This is a genomic window from Streptomyces sp. A0592, from assembly GCF_004795115.1.
Taxonomy (GTDB): Bacteria; Actinomycetota; Actinomycetes; order Streptomycetales; family Streptomycetaceae; genus Streptomyces; species Streptomyces erythrochromogenes.
Window position 1 is genome coordinate 1 of sequence record NZ_SSBM01000014.1, and the last position, 17,525, is coordinate 17,525.

13 protein-coding genes are annotated in these 17,525 nt (G+C 72.0%); 6 read left to right on the plus strand and 7 right to left on the minus strand.

Features of this window, described 5'->3' with window-relative positions:
* Positions 1-330: 330 nt before the first annotated feature.
* Positions 331-1,653 carry a helix-turn-helix domain-containing protein gene (locus tag E6U81_RS20845; RefSeq protein WP_136231617.1) on the minus strand — a complete coding sequence of 441 codons (1,323 nt, stop codon included), beginning with the start codon at positions 1,651-1,653 and terminating at the stop codon, positions 331-333.
* A 583-nt stretch (positions 1,654-2,236) separates the two neighbouring features.
* On the opposite strand from E6U81_RS20845, the gene E6U81_RS40525 reads away from it, so the two are divergent.
* The 5 genes from E6U81_RS40525 to E6U81_RS20870 all read left to right on the plus strand — a co-directional run bounded on the left by E6U81_RS40525 (position 2,237) and on the right by E6U81_RS20870 (position 8,134).
* A complete protein-coding gene (locus E6U81_RS40525) occupies positions 2,237-3,151 on the plus strand; it encodes a hypothetical protein (protein ID WP_206309980.1) in 915 nt (304 codons plus the stop codon).
* A gap of 29 nt (positions 3,152-3,180) precedes the next feature.
* A complete protein-coding gene (locus E6U81_RS20855) occupies positions 3,181-4,599 on the plus strand; it encodes an NADH-quinone oxidoreductase subunit NuoF family protein (protein ID WP_240803929.1) in 1,419 nt (472 codons plus the stop codon).
* 137 nt (positions 4,600-4,736) lie between these two features.
* The gene (locus E6U81_RS20860) at positions 4,737-5,753 is read left to right on the plus strand and encodes an SCO0930 family lipoprotein (RefSeq protein WP_136231721.1); all 1,017 of its coding nucleotides are present in this window, start codon (positions 4,737-4,739) and stop codon (positions 5,751-5,753) included.
* Positions 5,754-5,891: 138 nt separating this feature from the next.
* Positions 5,892-6,404 carry a hypothetical protein gene (locus E6U81_RS20865; protein WP_136231619.1) on the plus strand — a complete coding sequence of 171 codons (513 nt, stop codon included), beginning with the start codon at positions 5,892-5,894 and terminating at the stop codon, positions 6,402-6,404.
* Between the two features lie 155 nt (positions 6,405-6,559).
* Positions 6,560-8,134, plus strand: a complete 1,575-nt coding sequence (locus tag E6U81_RS20870; RefSeq protein ID WP_136231620.1) for an alpha/beta hydrolase — start codon at positions 6,560-6,562, stop codon at positions 8,132-8,134.
* Positions 8,135-8,148: 14 nt separating this feature from the next.
* On the opposite strand, the gene E6U81_RS20875 is transcribed toward E6U81_RS20870, so the two are convergent.
* From E6U81_RS20875 to E6U81_RS20885, 3 genes are all read right to left on the minus strand, one after another.
* On the minus strand, positions 8,149-8,601 hold the full coding sequence (locus tag E6U81_RS20875; protein WP_136231621.1) for an SRPBCC family protein: 453 nt from the start codon (positions 8,599-8,601) through the stop codon (positions 8,149-8,151).
* Between the two features lie 85 nt (positions 8,602-8,686).
* Positions 8,687-9,100, minus strand: coding sequence for a PaaI family thioesterase (locus E6U81_RS20880; RefSeq protein WP_136231622.1), 414 nt, complete (start codon positions 9,098-9,100; stop codon positions 8,687-8,689).
* 46 nt (positions 9,101-9,146) lie between these two features.
* On the minus strand, positions 9,147-11,180 hold the full coding sequence (locus E6U81_RS20885) for an NADPH-dependent 2,4-dienoyl-CoA reductase (protein ID WP_136231623.1): 2,034 nt from the start codon (positions 11,178-11,180) through the stop codon (positions 9,147-9,149).
* A gap of 165 nt (positions 11,181-11,345) precedes the next feature.
* Between E6U81_RS20885 and E6U81_RS41120 the strand changes: the two genes are divergently transcribed.
* Complete coding sequence (locus E6U81_RS41120) at positions 11,346-12,644, plus strand: alpha/beta fold hydrolase (protein ID WP_240803930.1); 1,299 nt, start codon at positions 11,346-11,348, stop codon at positions 12,642-12,644.
* Between the two features lie 40 nt (positions 12,645-12,684).
* Here the strand turns inward: E6U81_RS41120 and E6U81_RS20900 are convergent, their stop codons facing one another.
* The 3 genes from E6U81_RS20900 to E6U81_RS20910 form a co-directional block, all read right to left on the minus strand.
* Positions 12,685-15,708, minus strand: a complete 3,024-nt coding sequence (locus E6U81_RS20900) for a glycoside hydrolase family 38 C-terminal domain-containing protein (RefSeq protein ID WP_136231624.1) — start codon at positions 15,706-15,708, stop codon at positions 12,685-12,687.
* A 66-nt stretch (positions 15,709-15,774) separates the two neighbouring features.
* A complete protein-coding gene (locus E6U81_RS20905; RefSeq protein ID WP_136231625.1) occupies positions 15,775-16,617 on the minus strand; it encodes a carbohydrate ABC transporter permease in 843 nt (280 codons plus the stop codon).
* Entirely contained in the window at positions 16,614-17,507 is an 894-nt protein-coding gene (locus E6U81_RS20910; protein ID WP_168714700.1) for a sugar ABC transporter permease, read from the minus strand. Before E6U81_RS20910 ends, E6U81_RS20905 begins: the two co-directional genes overlap by 4 nt.
* Positions 17,508-17,525 lie beyond the last annotated feature (18 nt).

Here is a 17,525-nt window from a genome sequence, read left to right on the forward strand (position 1 = left end):
GGACGCTGTCGTGCGTCCTGTCCCCCGTGCCGTGGCCCCTGCGGCCCGCGGCGGGTCGTACGTCCGGCCGGCGGACGCTCGTACGGGTGCGGGCCGACGACGTCGCCCCCGGGCTGCATGCGCGGGCAGGGCACACGAAGGCCCGGCCCGGCCCCGTGAGGACGGGGCCGGGCCGGGCCGGTGTGGTTCGGGGTGTCGTTCGGGGGTGTCGTTCTGGGGTGTTTTCAGCTGGGGTTCAGTGGCTCGGAGGGGTTGAGGGAGGGGTCGGGGGTGTTCGGACTTCCAGGGGTCGGTGGTTCAGGGGTACAGGGGGTACAGGGGGTTCAGGGGTCAGAGGCCGTTGACGCGGGCCATGCGGCCGACGACGACGGGGGTGAAGTCGGCCTGGATCACCCGGGCCGTCCTCCGGGTCACGCGCGAGTGCTGGCGCCGCACCTGGGCCATCAGGCGGCGGCTGCGCAGGGCCATCTCCAGCTCGAACCGGGTCCGCGGGTCACGCAGTCCGGTACCGAAGAGCTTCTCCAGCTGGCGCATGCGGTACCGCACGGTCTGCGGGTGCACGCTGAGGGCCTTGGCCGCCTCGGGGGCCCCGCCGCCCTCGAGCCAGGCGAGCAGGGTCACCTCCAGCCGCTCGCTCTGCCGCGGGGTCAGGTCCGCAAGGGGCCTCAGCCAGCGGGCGGCCAGTGCGTGGGCCAGGGGTTCGTCCTGGAGCAGGAGAAGCGTCGAGAGGTGGTCGTCGACGAAGACGGGCCTGGGCTCGACACCCGGCCGGCTGGGGGTCAGACCGGCCAGGCGCAGTGCCCAGCGCAGGGAAGAGGCCGTGTCCCGGATCGGGACGGCGTGTCCCACAGCCGCGAACCGGCCGCGCAGCAGGTGCTCCAGGGGTCCGCGGATTTCCGGGTCGGGGCTGGGGACGAGCAGGCACGGCCGGCCCGCGAACAACCCGACGAGCGCGTCGTCCAGGACTCCCGCCAGCTGCTGCGCCTCGCCGGGCGTGGCCGGCACAATGGCCCGTACGGCCAGCGGGAGGGGCCATCCGGCCGCCTCGGCGAGTTCGGTGAGGGAGCTGTCGGACGCGACGCGGTCGTCGGTGAGGGTCCTGAACAGCTCCTGGCGGGCCCGTTCGCCCGGGCGGATGCCATCACCTGTCTCCTCCTCGGTTTCCTCTCGGGTGCTCACCCGGACCCGTTTGAGGGCCGGTTCGCGGATCCCGTCACGGGACCCGGGGCGGACCTCCTCGCGGATGCAGTCGCGCCGGCCCTCGTGCGTGATCTCGCACTCGTTCGTGTAAGTCGCCTCCCCGCTGCGGGCCTTGCCGCGGCCCACGGTTGCGAGCTCGGTTGCGGCCCGGGTTTCGGCCTCGGTTTCGGCCTCGGTTTCGACCTGGTTCTCTGCCTGGTCCTGGCACTCGTCCGGTGTCTGTTCCCGGTTTCGCTCCTGGTAGCCGAGGGTGGTGAGGAGTGCCTCTTCCACCCGCTGCCGGAGCAACTCTGCATCAATGGCATCGTTGTCATCGATAAGTGCGGAAAATTCCGGAATTCCATGCAGAAGCTCCTCCACTATCTCGGCGGCCAGTGCGGGAAGTTCCCTGCGCAGGACGCGCGTCCACTCGCCTCGGGGGCGGGACCAGATGCGGTTCAGAAGTTCGCACATCGTTTTCCTCGTTCGTGCCGGGGTGAGGCTTGCCCGGGGAAGAGCGGCAAGCCGGCCGAGGTTGCCCCCGCGTCAACATCGTTGCCTGACGCGGGAGTTGCGGCCCTCGTACTCCCTCCTGGAGAGGTCCGACCACCTACAGTCCCGGGACTTTGCGCTCTTTTTACTGTCCGGGACGCGTAGGCGGCGGGCGGCGCGGTGGCCTGTCGCAACCTCCGCTGGAGGGGAATCTTCCGGTGTTGTTCGATGCGCCGGAGACGCGCTGCGAGAAATTATCACGTTTCGATAAATCCTGTGGAGCTGATGTGACGCTCCACGATGCTGCTGCACTCCGGCCCCAAGTTCCCTCGGCCGGCGCGGAGTTTCAGAGCGCGGCCGGGCAGAGAACGACAACGACCCCCGGGTTCCGAGCGCCAGGTGGAGTGCTCGGAGCCCAGGCGCACAGGAGACCTGGATGCCCTTGCCCCAGCCGCACATGCCTCGCCCACACAGGGCCCGCCGTAAAAGCCGACACGCGGCATCGGCTCCGGCAGCAGGACGGAGGGCCGCCCGGCGGCCCTCCCTCCTGCCGACGCCCGGACGGATGAGTCCGGGCGCCGTCGTCGCCGTCGGCGCGGCCGTCGTCTCCATCACCGTGGCCGCCCGCGCGGGCGCCTTCTCCCAGTTCTGGGACTTCCTCGACTTCGGTGCGGGCGTGCTCTCGCTCGTCTCGCTCACGTCCACCGTCCTGTGGGGGCTGATCTCGACCGACCGGATGGTGCTGAAATCGGGTCACCGGCTGCTCGCCCAGGGCGTGCACCGCGGCCTGGCGGTGTCCGGACTCGGCTTCCTGGCCCTGCACATCTGGGTCAAGATCGCGGAGCAGCGGACGACCGCGTCCGCTGCGATGGTGCCGTTCACGGACATCAACCAGCCCGTGCTGATCGGGCTCGGCAGCCTCGCCGGGTACCTCTTCGTCGCGGTCGCGGTCTCCGGCGCGGTGCGCAGCGTGTTCGCCGCCAAGGGCCGCTCCCTGTGGTGGCGGGCGCTGCACTTCGCCGCCTATCCGGCCTGGGGTGCCTCCCTGGTGCACGGGCTGAAGGCGGGCCGGGCCGCCGACCTCTATGTCACGGTGGCGTACGCCCTGTGCCTGCTCGGAGTCGCGGGCATGCTCGCGTTCCGGCTCAAGGCCAGGATGAGCGAGTCGCCGACCAGGCCCCTCGGCACGGCGAGCACCCAACAGCTGCCCGTCGTGGCCGCCGTCCCCCGGCAGCGGCGGGAGCCCCGGGCGCGGGCGGCAGGCTCACGCGCGGCAGGCTCACGCGCGGCCGGCTCACGGGCAGCCGGCTCACGGGAGAAGTTCACCGGGCCCGCCGCTCCACCCACGGACGACCGACCCGCACTCACGGCGGTGTACGCGACCGACCCGACCGGCGCCTACATGGACGCCGGCCTCGGCATGGGTACCGGCACCGGTGTGGACGGGGACCAGTTCGCCACCCGTGAGTGGCGGCTGTGAGCGGCTACCCGCGCCCCAGCCTCGGCTGCGTGGGCGCTCCCAGACTGCTGGCCGGGCTCGACCAGGCCCCCCGGCTCGACCGCGTCGCCCATCTGACGACGCACGGCCAACTGCCCCGCTACCGCCCGGACGAGCTCGTCGACCTCGCGGAGAACATCGACCTGCGGGGCCGCGGCGGAGCCGGGTTCCCTTTCGCACGCAAGCTCCGCGCCGTCATGCGGGCGGCCGAGGGCCGCGACATGGGGACCGCGGTGGTAGTCAACGCCAGTGAGGGCGAGCCCAGTTGCCTCAAGGACAAGGCTCTGCTGCTGCACGTCCCGCACCTGGTGCTCGACGGAGCCCTGCTGGCCGCCGCCGCGGTCGGCGCCGACGACGTCGTCATCGGTGTCACCCGGCCCGATGTGGAGCAGTCGCTGCGCGCGGCCGTCGCGGAACGCGGCCCGGCCGGCCGCCAGGTACGGGTGCAGGCCCTTCCGGAACGCTTCGTGACCGGAGAGAGCACCTCGATGATCAACGGCCTGAACGGTGGGCCGACGCTGCCTTCGGGACAGAAGATACGGACCAGCGAACGGGGCCTGGGCGGCATGCCCACCCTGTTCTCGAACACCGAGACCTACGCCCAGCTCGCCGTGGCGGCACGCCTCGGTGCGCTGGACTACCGGGCGGTCGGCCTGCCGTCCGAGCCCGGCACCGTGATGCTGACGATCGCGGGTTCCACGGTCGTGGAGGCGCCGCTGGGGACCTCGCTGGCCTACGTGCTGGAGCTGTGCGGCCTGGACCCCGGCCAGGGCGTACTGGTGGGCGGCTACCACGGCAAGTGGCTGGACCCGGGCTCCGCGCGCATCGCCGACCTGTCCCGGGGATCCCTCGCGGCCTTCGACGCGGTGCTGGGGGCCGGGGCGGTGCTGCCCCTGCCCGAGGACACCTGCCCGGCCGGTGAGGTGGCCCGGGTGACCCGCTGGATGGCGGACGAGACGGCCGGTCAGTGCGGACCCTGCTTCCGGGGGCTGCCCGCGCTGGCCGACGTGGTGGAGGACGCGGTCCGGGGCGGGGGCAGAACCGCACTGGAAACCATCGAGGCCCGGATGAAGGTCGTGCGGCGCCGCGGCGCGTGCAGCCATCCGGACGGCACCGCGGCCTTCGTGGACTCGGCGCTCGCGGCGTTCCCGGACGAGTTCCGCGACCACGCCCTCGGCAGCGGCTGCGGCCGGCGCGTGGTGGGGGCGCTGCCCCTGCCGGCGGACGAGACCCCCGAGGAACGGCTGGTGGTCGACTGGACCCTGTGCCGGGGGCACGGGCTGTGCGTGGACATCCTCCCCGACGTCGTACGGCTCGACGCGGACGGCTACCCGTCCCAGGCGTCCATGCCCGTACCCGCGCAGTTGCGGCAGAAGGCCCAGCGCGCGGTGCGGCGCTGCCCCGCGCTCGCGCTGCGCATCCAGGACTGAACCAACTACCCCGGGTTCAATGTTGGCGCGATCTGACAAATTCTCAGGGAGATTGACATTCTCCGTCAGAGGCCCCGTAGAAATTACCCAGGGCACGAGAACGCGAATCCTGACCTGAAGGAGAGATCGTGAAGAAAATGCGTCGTGGAGTATTCGCCGGGTCGGCCGTCGCGGTATTGATGCTGACCGCCGCATGTGGCAGCGGCGATAATTCCGCGGGAAAGGGAGATTCCGTCCAGCCGGTGGGCGACAGCAAACAGGCGGGGTCCGGTTACGACGGTTACGGGGGCGGTTCGGGCGCCGTCCCGGCGGCCGACGCCATCAAGAACGGCCCGGCCGGCGAGCTCAAGGTGAAGGCCACCACGGAGCTGGGAGCTACGGTCACCGACAGCGCGGGCTTCACGCTCTACCGGTTCGACAAGGACACGCCCAAGCCCCCGAAGTCCAACTGTGAGGGGGACTGCGCCACGGCCTGGCCGGCGGTCTCCGCCGACGACGCCTCGGCCGGCGAGGGCATCGACAAGAGCCTGCTCGGATCGGTCGACCGGGCGGACGGCACCAAGCAGCTGACCCTGGCGGGCTGGCCGGTGTACCGCTACGCGAAGGACACCAAGGCGGGCGACACGCTCGGCGAGGGCGTCGGCGGGACCTGGCACGTCCTGGCACCGGACGGCAAGCCGGCCAAGGCCGGCGGCGCGGGCTCCGGCTCGGGTGCCGACCCGAGTGCGGGCGGCGGTGCCGGCGAGGACGCCCCTGCGGGTGAGGCCGGCGGCGGGCAGGAGAAGGCGCAGGCGGACCCGGTCGGCGTCAACCGGAACACGAAGCTCGGCGCCATCCTCACGGACGCGGAGGGCCGCACGCTGTACCGCTTCGACAAGGACAGCGCCTGGCCGATGAAGACCAACTGCCTCGGCGCCTGCCTGAACACGTGGAAGCCCGCCAAGGCCGTCGACAAGGAACTCGTGAAGGGAATTCCCGCGGAATTGGTGGGAACTTTCAAGCGGCCTGACGGCACCGAACAGCTGACGATCGACTGCTGGCCGATGTACACCTTCGCCGGTGACAAGGAAGCGGGCGACATCAACGGACAGGGCAAGCAGGGCACCTGGTTCGCGGTCTCCGACAAGGGCAAGAAGGTGACGGCCACCGGCTGAGTCCGTGCAGCCCACCCCCAAGGGCTTTTCCGCACCACCCAGCACCGAATAGCACGACTCCCCCTTGACGCGTGGTGCCCGGGCCCTCCCCTCCCGGGCACCACGACCCCTTTTCCCCGATCAGCCCGTGAGGTCCGCATGCCGACCACCGACCGCCCCGCCCCCCGGATCCGCCCGTCCCTCGCGGCCGTCGCCGCGGTGTGCGTCACCGTCCTGCTGAGCGGAGGGTGCGCCGGGCACGCGGCCACACCCGTCGCCGCGGAGGCGGCGGCCACACCCGGGACCTCGATCGAGCAGATCGCGACGACCATCGGCTGTACGCCCGAAGTGAGCGTGGAGGCGGATGAGTTGCGGCAGGGGGGCTGCGAGACCGGCCAGGGCGCCTACCGCATGGCCACCTTCGCCGCCCAGAAGGGACTGCGCGCCTGGCTGGACGAGGCCCGCGCGTACGGCGGCATCTACCTGGTGGGCGACCGGTGGGTGGTCACCACCCAGTCGGCGGACGCCCTGAACGCGCTCCGCGAACGGCTCGGCGGATCCGTCGAGACCGGCACCTCGCACAACGCCCCCTCCTCCGGGCACACGGGGCCCTCCGAGCACACGGGATCCTCCGAGCATTCAGGCCACCCGACTCCCGCCGCAGGCGGTTGAGCCTCGGGGCCGACGCGAGCGCGGCGTGTCGGCCAGCGTCCTGATATCAGCTCACTCGTGAGGAGCACACGGCACTGCCCTCCGGGATGATTCGGCCGGGGTGTCGCGTCCAACAAGGTGGACTCGTAAGCGACTTCACCGAAAGGAACGGCTCTGTGCGCCTGAAACACCTCGCACCGCTCCTCGCCACCGCCGGCCTCATCGCGACCACCGTGCCCCTGCTGACCGCGACGCAGGCCGCCGCGGCTCCCTCGGCCGACCACCTCCGGCAGAAGCCGGCCTGGCAGCGGTGCAGCCCCGAGCAGCCCGCCTCGTACGAGTGCGCCACGCTGAAGGTCCCGCTCGACCACAGGAGCCCCGACGGACGCACGATCGACATCGCGATATCCAGGATGAAGAGCGAGAACCCCGCCAAGCGCCACGGCGTCCTGCTGCTGAATCCCGGCGGCCCCGGCGGCCCGGGGCTCGACCTGCCGCTGATGATGGACGCGATGATGCCCAAGGAGGTGCGGGAGGGTTACGACCTCATCGGCTTCGACCCGCGCGGGGTCGGCGCCAGCAGCCCCATCACCTGCGGGCTGAACGACACCGAGCAGGTCTTCGACCGCGCCTACCGTCCGGAGACCTTCGGCTCCGACGTGACGTGGGCCCGCACCGTCGCCGACAAGTGCCGCGAGAAGGCCGGTCCGGTGCTGCCGCACATCACCACCCGCAACACCGCCCGCGACATGGACACCATCCGCGCGGTGCTGGGCGAGAAGAAGATCTCGTACGTGGGCTACTCGTACGGGACCTACCTCGGCGCGGTGTACTCGCAGATGTACCCGGAGCGCACCGACCGCTTCGTGCTCGACAGCGGAGTGGACCCGCAGCGGATCTGGCGCGGAATGATCCAGGTGTGGGCCACCGAGGCCGAACCTGCCTTCGCGCGGTGGACGCAGTGGGCGGCGGAGCGCTCGGCCGAGTTCGGGCTGGGCGAGGACGCGAAGGCGGTCTCCGCCACGTTCTGGGGTCTGGTGGAGCGCGCCGACCGGGAGCCCATCGACTTCGAGGGCTTGAAGGTCACCGGAGACATGATCCGCTCCGCGCGCGGGATGTTCTTCTACCCGGCGCAGGCCTCGCCGGTGATCGCATCCCTGAAGGCCGCTGCCGAGGGCAGGCCTCAGGCGGCGGGCGCGGACGTGAAGGCGCTGAAGCTGCAGCTGCTCGGCCGGACGGCCGAGGAGCCCTCCACGGACAACGGCACGGCCGCCTTCTGGGCCGTGGTCTGCGGGGACACCGGCAGCTGGCCCCGGTACACGGAGCAGTACGAGCGGGACGCGGCGAAGGACAAGGTGAAGTACCCGCTGTACGGCGACTTCGCGTCCAACATCAAGCCGTGCGCCTTCTGGGACCGGCCGGTGGAGTCGGCCACGCCGATGAACAAGAAGGCGAACGTGCTGACGGTGCAGAACGAGTGGGACTCGCAGACCCCGCTCACCAGCGGCCAGGGCCTGCACCGCGCGCTCAAGGGCTCGCGGATGGTGCTGGCGGCCGGGAGCGAGGGCCACGGCGTGTACCTGGTCGACCCCGCCTCCTGCGCCAACGCCCCGGTCAACACGTACCTGGCCACGGGCAGGCTGCCGGCCCAGGACGTGACCTGCCAGAACCCGCCGGCGGCCGCCGCGGAGAAGCGGGGACCGGCGCCGGCGAAGCCGCTGCCCTTCCCCGGGGTGCCCGGGCGGTTCTGACCCGGCTCTGAACTTCAGCTCGTGAGGGACGCCTCCGCGGCCGCCTTGATACGGCGGCCGAAGTCGGGGGCGTCCTTGCGTGCCGCGCCCGCCGCGATGCCGACGAGGAGCTTGCCGAGGCCGTGGCCCTCGAGCTTGTTGAAGATACGGACCCGGGTGCGCCCTCCGGGGAGGGGCGCCAGGTCGTAGCCGCCCTCCGCGGTGACCAGGTTGCGGCTCTGCTCGGTCCAGCGGATCAGGTGCGGCGGGTCGAAGCCGACGATGCGGAACTCGCGGGCGGTCTTCATCCCGGCGTCCTTGACCGTGCTGCGGAAGACGGTGCCGAGCGCGGTGGGGCCGTCGGGTGTCTTGGTGATCTGCTGAACGCGCGGGCTGAAGTCGGGGTCGTTGCGTCCGTCTGCGAGGTAGGCGAAGACCTGCTCGACCGGCCGGTCGATCTCGATGCTCGCCTCGAACTGTCCGGACATGTCCGCTCCTCGGTGCGACTACCCGTGCCATGCTCCCAGACGCCCGGCCGACGCGCGCGCCGGAGATCCGGCCCTGGCGGGATGGTCAGCCGAGCAGGGCGTAGACCGTGGAGGCGGTGGCGGCCGGTTCGTCGGCGCCCTCGGGGGTCAGGGTGATGTCGGCGAAGGCCATCCTCTTGCCGAGCTTGGTGACCCGCACGTGAACCAGCACGTCGGCGTCGACCACCGGCCGCTGGAAACTCGTCGACTGCTGGACGGTGGTCATCGGGCCGTACCCGCCGCGCGCGGCGGAGATCGCGATGACGGTGGCGGTGTCGGCGGCGGCCATCATGGCCTGCCCGGAGAGGCCGCCGCCGTCCCGCGCGAGGTCGGCGGACCACGGAAGCCGCAGGACGGCGTGGCGCTCGCCGGTTTCCTGGACGGTCAGTCCGAGGGCGAGCACCCAGGGGGCGAAGTTGTCGGTGAGGATCTTGTCTGCTTCTGCGGGAGAGAACGTCACCGGGAGATTGTGGCGGCCCGCCCGGACCGCCACAATCCCCTTTCGGTCAGAGCTTCGCGGCCAGTTCGGTGCCCTGGCGGATGGCCCGCTTGGCGTCGAGCTCGGCCGCGACGTCGGCGCCGCCGATCAGGTGCGCCTCGACTCCGGCCGCGCGCAGGGCCTCGTACAGGTCGCGGCGCGGCTCCTGGCCGGTGCACAGGACCACCGTGTCGGCGGGTACGAGGCGCTGCTCGCCGCCGACGGTGATGTGCAGCCCCTCGTGGTCGATGCGGTCGTAGGAGGCCCCGGCGACGGAGACGACCCCGCGGTGCTTGAGCTCCGCGCGGTGGATCCAGCCGGTGGTGGTCCCGAGTCCGGCGCCGACCTTGGTCTCCTTGCGCTGGAGGAGGTGGACCTGGCGCGGCGGCGCGGGGCGCTCGGGGGCGGTGAGCCCGCCGGGCCCGGCGTACGCGGTGTCGACGCCCCAGTGGCGGAAGTAGACCTCCGGGTCCTGGGAGGCGCCCTCGCCGCTGTCGGTGAGGTACTCGGCGACGTCGAAGCCGATGCCGCCGGCGCCGACGACGGCGACGCGCTCGCCGACGGGGGCGCCGTCGCGCAGTACGTCGAGGTAGGTGACGACGCCTGCGTGGTCCACGCCCTCGATGTCGGGGGTGCGGGGGGTGACACCGGTGGCGACGACGACCTCGTCGTAGCCCCGGAGGGTCTCCACGTCGGCGCGGGTGTCCAGGCGGACGTCGATGTCGTGGGCGGTGAGCTGGGTGCCGAAGTAGCGAATGGTCTCCTCGAACTCCTCCTTGCCCGGGATGCGGCGGGCGATGTCGAGCTGGCCGCCGATGTGGCCGGAGGCCTCGAAGAGGGTGACGGCGTGGCCGCGTTCGGCGGCGGAGACCGCGCAGGCGAGGCCGGCCGGGCCGGCGCCGACGACGGCGACGCGCTTCTTCAGCCGGGTGGGCGAGAGCACGAGCTCGGTCTCGTGGCAGGCGCGCGGGTTGACCAGGCAGGTGGTGATCTTGCCGCTGAAGGTGTGGTCGAGGCAGGCCTGGTTGCAGCCGATGCAGGTGTTGATGGTCTCGGGGCGGCCGGCCGCGGCCTTGGCGACGAAGTCGGCGTCGGCGAGGAAGGGGCGGGCCAGGGAGACGAGGTCGGCGCGGCCGTCGGCGAGGATCTCCTCGGCGATCTCCGGGGTGTTGATGCGGTTGCTGGTGACGAGCGGGACGGAGACCGCGCCCATCAGCCGCTTGGTGACCCAGGTGTAGGCGCCGCGCGGGACGGAGGTCGCGATGGTGGGGATGCGGGCCTCGTGCCAGCCGATGCCGGTGTTGATGATGGTGGCGCCGGCCGCCTCGATCTCCTTGGCCAGGTGGACCACCTCGTCGAGGGTGGAGCCGCCGGGGATCAGGTCGAGCATGGAGAGGCGGTAGACCAGGATGAAGTCCTCGCCGACGGCCTCGCGGGTGCGGCGGACGATCTCCAGCGGGAAGCGGACGCGGTTCTCGTAGGAGCCGCCCCAGCAGTCGGTGCGCTTGTTCGTCGCGGCGGCGATGAACTCGTTGATCAGGTAGCCCTCGGAGCCCATGATCTCGACGCCGTCATAGCCGGCGAGCCGGGCGAGGCGCGCGGCGCGGACGAAGTCCTCCACCGTCTGCTCGACCTCGGCGCCGGAGAGCTCGTTCGGGACGAAGGGGCTGATGGGCGCCTGGATGGCGCTGGGTGCGACCAGGTCCTTGTGGTAGGCGTAGCGGCCGAAGTGGAGGATCTGCATCGCGATCTTCCCGCCCTCGGCGTGCACGGCGTCGGTGATCACGCGGTGCTCGGCGGCCTCCTCCTCGGTGGTGAGGCGGGAGCCGCCCTCGAAGGGGCGGCCGGCGTCGTTGGGGGCTATGCCGCCGGTGACGATGAGGCCGGCGCCGCCGCGGGCGCGCTCGGCGTAGAAGGCGGCGAGCCGCTCGAAGCCGCCCTCGTGCTCCTCGAGGCCGGTGTGCATCGACCCCATGATCACGCGGTTCGGCAGGGTGGTGAAACCGAGGTCCAGGGGGCTCAGCAGGTGCGGGTACCGGCTCTGGGAACTCTGCGGACTCATCGGGTGTGCCTCCTCGCGCGGGGTGATGAACCTGTTCTAGCGAGACGGGCCAGGTTTTGCAACTAGGTGCATAACCGGGGCGGGGGCCGCCGGCCCGCGTTCCCCGGCCCCTCGGGCCCGGCCCTCACACGCCTGTGGCGGAGTTCACGCCGTAGGCTCGGCCGGATGGCGGACCACCTCACCCCGACTCCGGACGGCTCCGGGCCGACGTACCGTACGGCCGGCCCCGACGACGGGGCCCCGCTGGTCCTGCTGACCGCGCCCCGGGACACGGCCGGCGACTGGGCGCCGGTACGGGAGGCTCTGGCGCGCGGGCGGCGGATCTACGCCCCGGACCCGGGCGGGCCCACCGGGGGCGACCGGCCGGCGCCGCTGATGCGCGACGGCCTGCTCGACTTCCTGGACGCCCTGGGGCTCGACCGGGTTGACCTGATCGGGCACTCGGAGGGCGCCCTCCCGGCCCTCCTGGTCGCACAGGCCGCCCCGCACCGCGTGGTCCGGCTCGTACTGGCGGACCTGCCGCCCGCCCTCCCCCGCGAGCCGCCGGCCGCGCCCGGGCGGATCACCGCCCCCACCCTGGTGGTGAACGGCGCCGCGGATCCGGCCGGCCCGGTCCCGGACGCACGCGTGCTGACGATCCCGGCGGACGGGCGGCCGGTCCACGAGGCCGCGCCGGCGGAGTTCGCGCGGGCGGTCGAGGCCTTCCTCGACGAGGTGCCCGACAGCGAACTCGCCCGCCGCTGGCTGGCCCGGTCCGGGATCACCCAGACCGGGGAGTCGGCGTGGTGGGACGCCGACCCACCGGCCGGCCCCCTCACCGCCGGCGACGTCAGCGACACGATGGGCTGGCTGGTCTTCGACGACGAGGACCTCGACCCCGCCGACCGGGTGCGCGTGGCCCTCGGACTGATGGACCTGCTCGGCGCCCACCCCCTGCTGGCAGGTCAGATCCACATGGCCCACCTCGGGCCGCAAGGACCGCTCCCCCTGGACGTCCTGTGGGACGGCTACCGCCGGCGTCTGGAAGCCGTCCGTGACCACGAGGCCTGCCCCAGCTCGCTGTGGCTCGACTGGTTCGAGGACCCCAGGACCGCCGCACCGGCCTTCGCGGCGGTCCTCGGCAGCGACCGCCACCTCCTGCTGCCCGGGGTCCCCGAGCCGCTGGTCCGCAGGGCGCGCCGGGTGCTGGAGCACTCGGGACCCGTGGGATGGGACGTGAAGGCGCAGACCTGTCGGGCCGCGGCCCGGGTGCCGGCCCTCCACCACGCGGTGTTCCGTGCGGTCCTGCGCAGCTACCACGACCTGTACGGCGACCTCGACCCCGGACAAGGGCTCGCCCTGCTGGACGGGCTGGACCTCCCGCCGGACACCGAGCACCTGGCTGCGCTGCGCCGGGTGCTCGCGGACGGCCACCGCCACCACTACGCCTCACCGCAGGCGTGGGACGCGGCCCCGGACCGGTGACGGCGGCCGGTCCGGGGCGGCGCGGTTCCACGGGCGCCGGTCAGGGGCGGCTGAGGCGGATCGTGAGGATCTGGAAGGGGCGCAGGGTCAGGGCGACCGTGCCGTCCGCCGCCGGGGGTGCGACGGCCGTGCCCGCGAGGGGCCGTTCCAGCAGGTCGCTCTCGACCGCCTCCGTGATCGGGAAGCCGGCCGTGAGGGTGGCCGTGGCGCGGCCGCCGCGGGACTCGTACAGGCGGACGATCACGTCGCCGCCGCGGTCCTCGGCGAGTTTGACCGCCTCGACCACCACCGCGTCCTCGTCCACCGCCAGCAGCGGGGCGACCGGGCCGGAGCCGTGCACGGTGCGCTCGGGCAGGTTCAGCGCGTGGCCCTCACGGACCGCGTCGCCGATCCCCGCGCCGGGCGCGAGGGAGAACCGCAGCGTGTGGGCGCCCTGGTCGGTCTCCGGGTCCGGGTAGCGCGGGGCCCGCAGCAGGGAGAGCCGTACGGTGGTGGTCTGGCCGCCGTCGGCCCGCACGTCGCGGGTCACGTCGTGCCCGTACGTGGAGTCGTTGAGCAGGGCGACCCCCCAGCCGGGCTCCTCGGCGTGGATCCAGCGGTGGGCGCAGATCTCGAACTTGGCCGCCTCCCACGAGGTGTTGGTGTGGGTGGCCCGGTACACGTGCCCGAACTGGGTCTCCGAGGCCGTCCGCTCGGCCTTCACGTCCAGGGGGAAGGCCGCCTTCAGGAACTTCTCCGTCTCGTGCCAGTCGACGTCCGTGACGATGTCGACCGTCCTGGCCCCGGCCCGCAGGGTGATCTGCTGGACCGCCCGGGACCGCCCGAAGGAGCGGGTCACCCGTACGGTCGCCGACCGCGGTCCGCTCTCCACGACCTCCAGGCCGTCCAGCCCGACGAGGTCGGTGACGTTGTTGCGGTAGAACGCGTCGACGTCCCAGGCGTCCCACATGTTGGGGAAGTCGGGGTGGATCTGGAGCAGGTTCGCGGCGGCACCCGGGGCGACGGACTCGCGGCGCGCCTGAAGGTCGTAGACGGAGACGATCAGGCCGCGGCCGTCGATCTCCACCAGCAGCCCGCCGTTGGCCAGGACGTACCCGCCGCCGTGCCGCTCCTCCACGGTGACCGGCTCCACCGGCTGCGCCGGGCGGCCCGCCCCGCCCGCCGGGACACCGCGGCGGGTGTGCGGGGCGCAGTTGAAGACGAGCTCCTCGGCGCCCTCTCCCGCCAGCGCCTGCTGCGCGGCGAGGGTGATCCCCCGGAGCTCCTCGGCCACCTGTCCGTACGTCTCGCGGGCCTCGCGGTGCACCCAGGCGATGGAGGATCCCGGCAGGATGTCGTGGAACTGGTGGAGCAGCACCGTCTTCCAGATCCGCTCCAGGTCCTCGTACGGGTAGGCGTACCCCGCCACCCGCACGGCGGCGGTCGCGGCCCACAGCTCGGCCTCGCGCAGCAGCGATTCGCTGCGCCGGTTGCCCTGCTTGGTCTTGGCCTGGGAGGTGTAGGTGCCGCGGTGCAGCTCCAGGTAGAGCTCGCCGGCCCAGACGGGCGCGTCCTCGTACTCGGCGCGGGCCTTCTCGAAGAAGGCGTCGGGCCGCTCGATCTCGACGCGCGGGGAGCCTTCGAGGTCGCGCTGGCGCCGGGCGCGGGCGAGGTGCTCGCGGGTGGGTCCGCCGCCGCCGTCGCCCCAGCCGAAGGGGGTCAGGGAGCGGGAGCCGCGGCCCTTCTCCCGGTAGTTGCGGGCGGCGTGCGCCATCTGGGCGCCGCCGAGGTCGGAGTTGTAGGTGTCGACGGGCGGGAAGTGCGTGAAGACGCGGCTGCCGTCGATGCCCTCCCACCAGAAGGTGTGGTGGGGGAACTTGTTCACCTGGGACCAGCAGATCTTCTGGGTCAGGAACCACCGGGAGCCGGAGAGCTTGACGATCTGGGGCATGGCGGCGGTGTAGCCGAATGAGTCGGGCAGCCAGACGTTGTGCGTGTCGATGCCGAACTCGTCGAGGAAGAACTTCTTGCCGTAGAGGAACTGGCGGGCCATCGCCTCGCCGCCGACCATGTTGGTGTCGGACTCCACCCACATGCCGCCGACCGGCACGAACTGCCCGTCCGCGACCTTCTTCTTGACCCGCTCGAACAGCTCGGGCCGATGGGTCTTGATCCAGTCGAGCTGCTGCGCCTGGGACATCGCGAAGACGAACTCCGGGTGTTCGTCCATCAGGTTGACCATGTTGGACGCGGTACGGGCGACCTTGCGCACCGTCTCGCGCAGCGGCCACAGCCACGCGGAGTCGATGTGGGCGTGGCCGACCGCGCTGATGCGGTGCGCGGAGGCGTTGGCGGGGGCGGCGAGGACCCCGGCGAGGCGGGCGCGGGCGGCGGCGGCCGTGCCGGGCACGTCGGTGAGGTCGACCGCGTCCAGGGCGGCGCCGAGGGCGTGCAGGATCTCGTGGCGGCGGGCGTCCTGCGAACCGAGCTGCATCATCAGCTCGTAGAGCACGTCGAGGTCCTGGACCAGTTCCCAGACCTCGGTCTCGAAGAGGGTGAGGTCCATCCGGGCGAGGCGGTAGAGGGGCTGGTCGCCGCTGGTGCGCGCGTCGCCCTCGTAGGAGGGGCGGTGGTCGACGAGGACGGGGTTGGCGGCGGCCTCGACGTACCATTCGATCCGCTCGCCCCCTTCGGCCCGGTCGGCCACGCGCACCCAGTCGTTGTACGGGTTGAGGGCCTTGATCTCGCCGCCGTCGGCCCGGTGGACCAGGCCCTCGCACTGGAAGCCGGGCATCATCCGGTCGAAGCCGAGGTCGAGGACGGCCTCCACGGTCCGGCCCGCCCAGCCGGCGGGGACGGTTCCGGTGACCTTGAACCAGGTGGTGCCCCAGGCCGGGCCCCACGCCTCACCGGGCGCGCAGGGCGTGTAGGGCGCCGACAGGCCCTCGGCGACGGGGACGGGCTCGCCCGGGGCGTCCCAGCGCTCGACGGTCAGCGGGAGCGGGCTGGAATGGACGGCGGGCTTGATGCGCTCGTGGAGCACCCGGCGGAGGCGGTGTTCGGTGATGCTGCGGTCGTCATGCATGACAGCTGCTCCCGGAGGTGGTGGTCGGTCGGTACGGAGGGCCTGCGGGTCGTCGTTCGGTCCGGCTCAGAGCTTGACGGCTCCCTCGCCCACGCCCTTGAAGAAGAAACGCTGGAGGGCGAAGAAGAGGAGCATCATCGGCAGGAGTGCGGCCATCGCGCCGGCGGCGATGAGCCGCTGGTCGTTGACGGTGGTGGCGCCGGCCAGGGTCTTCAGGCCGAGTTGGAGGGTGTAGTGGTCGCTGTCGGTGAGGACCAGCAGCGGCCACAGGAAGTCGTCCCAGGCGCCCATGAAGCTGGTGATGCAGACGACGGCCAGGGCTCCCTTGGCGGAGGGGACGAAGACCCGGGTGAAGCGGGTCCACTCGCCCGCTCCGTCCAGGACGGCGGCCTCCTCGACCTCCTTGGGCACGGCGAGGAAGGCCGCCCGCATGATCATGATGTTGAGCACGGAGACCGCACCGGGCAGCCAGACGCCGATGAGGGTGTCGACCAGGCCCATCTCGCGGACCGTGAGGAACATCGAGATCATCACGGACTCGAAGGGGAACATCAGGGTCGCGACGAGGACGGTGAAGACGACCTCGCGGCCCTTCCAGGCGGCCCGGGAGAGGGCGTAGCCGCCCATCGCGGCGAAGAGCATGTTCGAGGTGATCGCGAGGACCGCGACGACGAGGGTGTTGCCGACGTACTGGAGCAGCGGAAAGGACTCGGCGACGCGGACGTAGTTGTCGAGGGTGGGCCGGGTCGGCAGCACGCCGTCGTACACGTTCTCGGTGCGGCCGCGGATCGAGGTCAGAAACTGCCAGACGATCGGGCCCAGCATGACCACCAGCATGAGCAGCAGGGTGGCGTAGCGGGCGGCCGGGCCGAGCCGGCGGCGCACGCGGCCGGGGGATGCCGTGCTCATCCCTCGTCTCCTTTCGTCAGGCGGCGGCCCAGCAGGCTGAAGACCAGCGTGAGGAGGAACAGCAGGATGGATATGGCGCTGGCGTAGCCGGTCTCGCCGGAGAAGCCCAGGCCCACCTGGCGGATGAGGAAGGGCAGGGTGCGGGCTCCGCCGCCGGGCCCGCCGCTCTCGCCGCCGAGGATGTAGATCTCGGTGAAGACGCGCAGGGCCGAGATGGCAGAGAGGGTTCCGACCAGCAGCATCATCGGCTTCACCTGGGGGACGGTGATGCTGAAGAAGCGGCGGACGGAGCCGGCGCCGTCGATCGCGGCGGCCTCGTGGAGGGAGGCGGGGACGTTCCCGAGGGCGGCCAGGTAGAAGACCATGTAGTAGCCGAGGCCCTTCCACACGGTCACGATCATCGCGGAGACCAGCAGCATCGTGCTGTCCGTCAGGAAGGGGACGGGCTCGGAGACCAGGCGGAGCCGCTGGAAGACGGTGTTGACGAGTCCGTCGCTGCGCAGGACCCACTGCCAGATCAGTCCGACGACCACGGCGGAGGCGATCACCGGTGTGTAGAAGGCGGACCGGAAGAAGCCGATGCCGGGGACCTTCGCCTGGACGAGGACGGCGAGGGCCAGCGGCAGGAGCACCAGGCAGGGGACGACGACCAGGAGGTAGAGGACGCTGTTGCCGGTCGCGACCCAGAAGTCGGGGTCGGCGAAGGCCCGCCGGTAGTTGTCGAGGCCGACGAAGCCGCCGCCGCGCAGGATCCGGGCGTCGGTGAAGGAGAGGATGACGGTGTTGACGAACGGCCAGAGGCTGAACAGCAGCACCATCGCCAGGCCGGGGGCGAGGAAGAGGTAGGGGGTCCACCAGGTGCGGTGGGGCAGCCCGGTACCGGCCTCCATGGACCGCAGCGCCGCTCT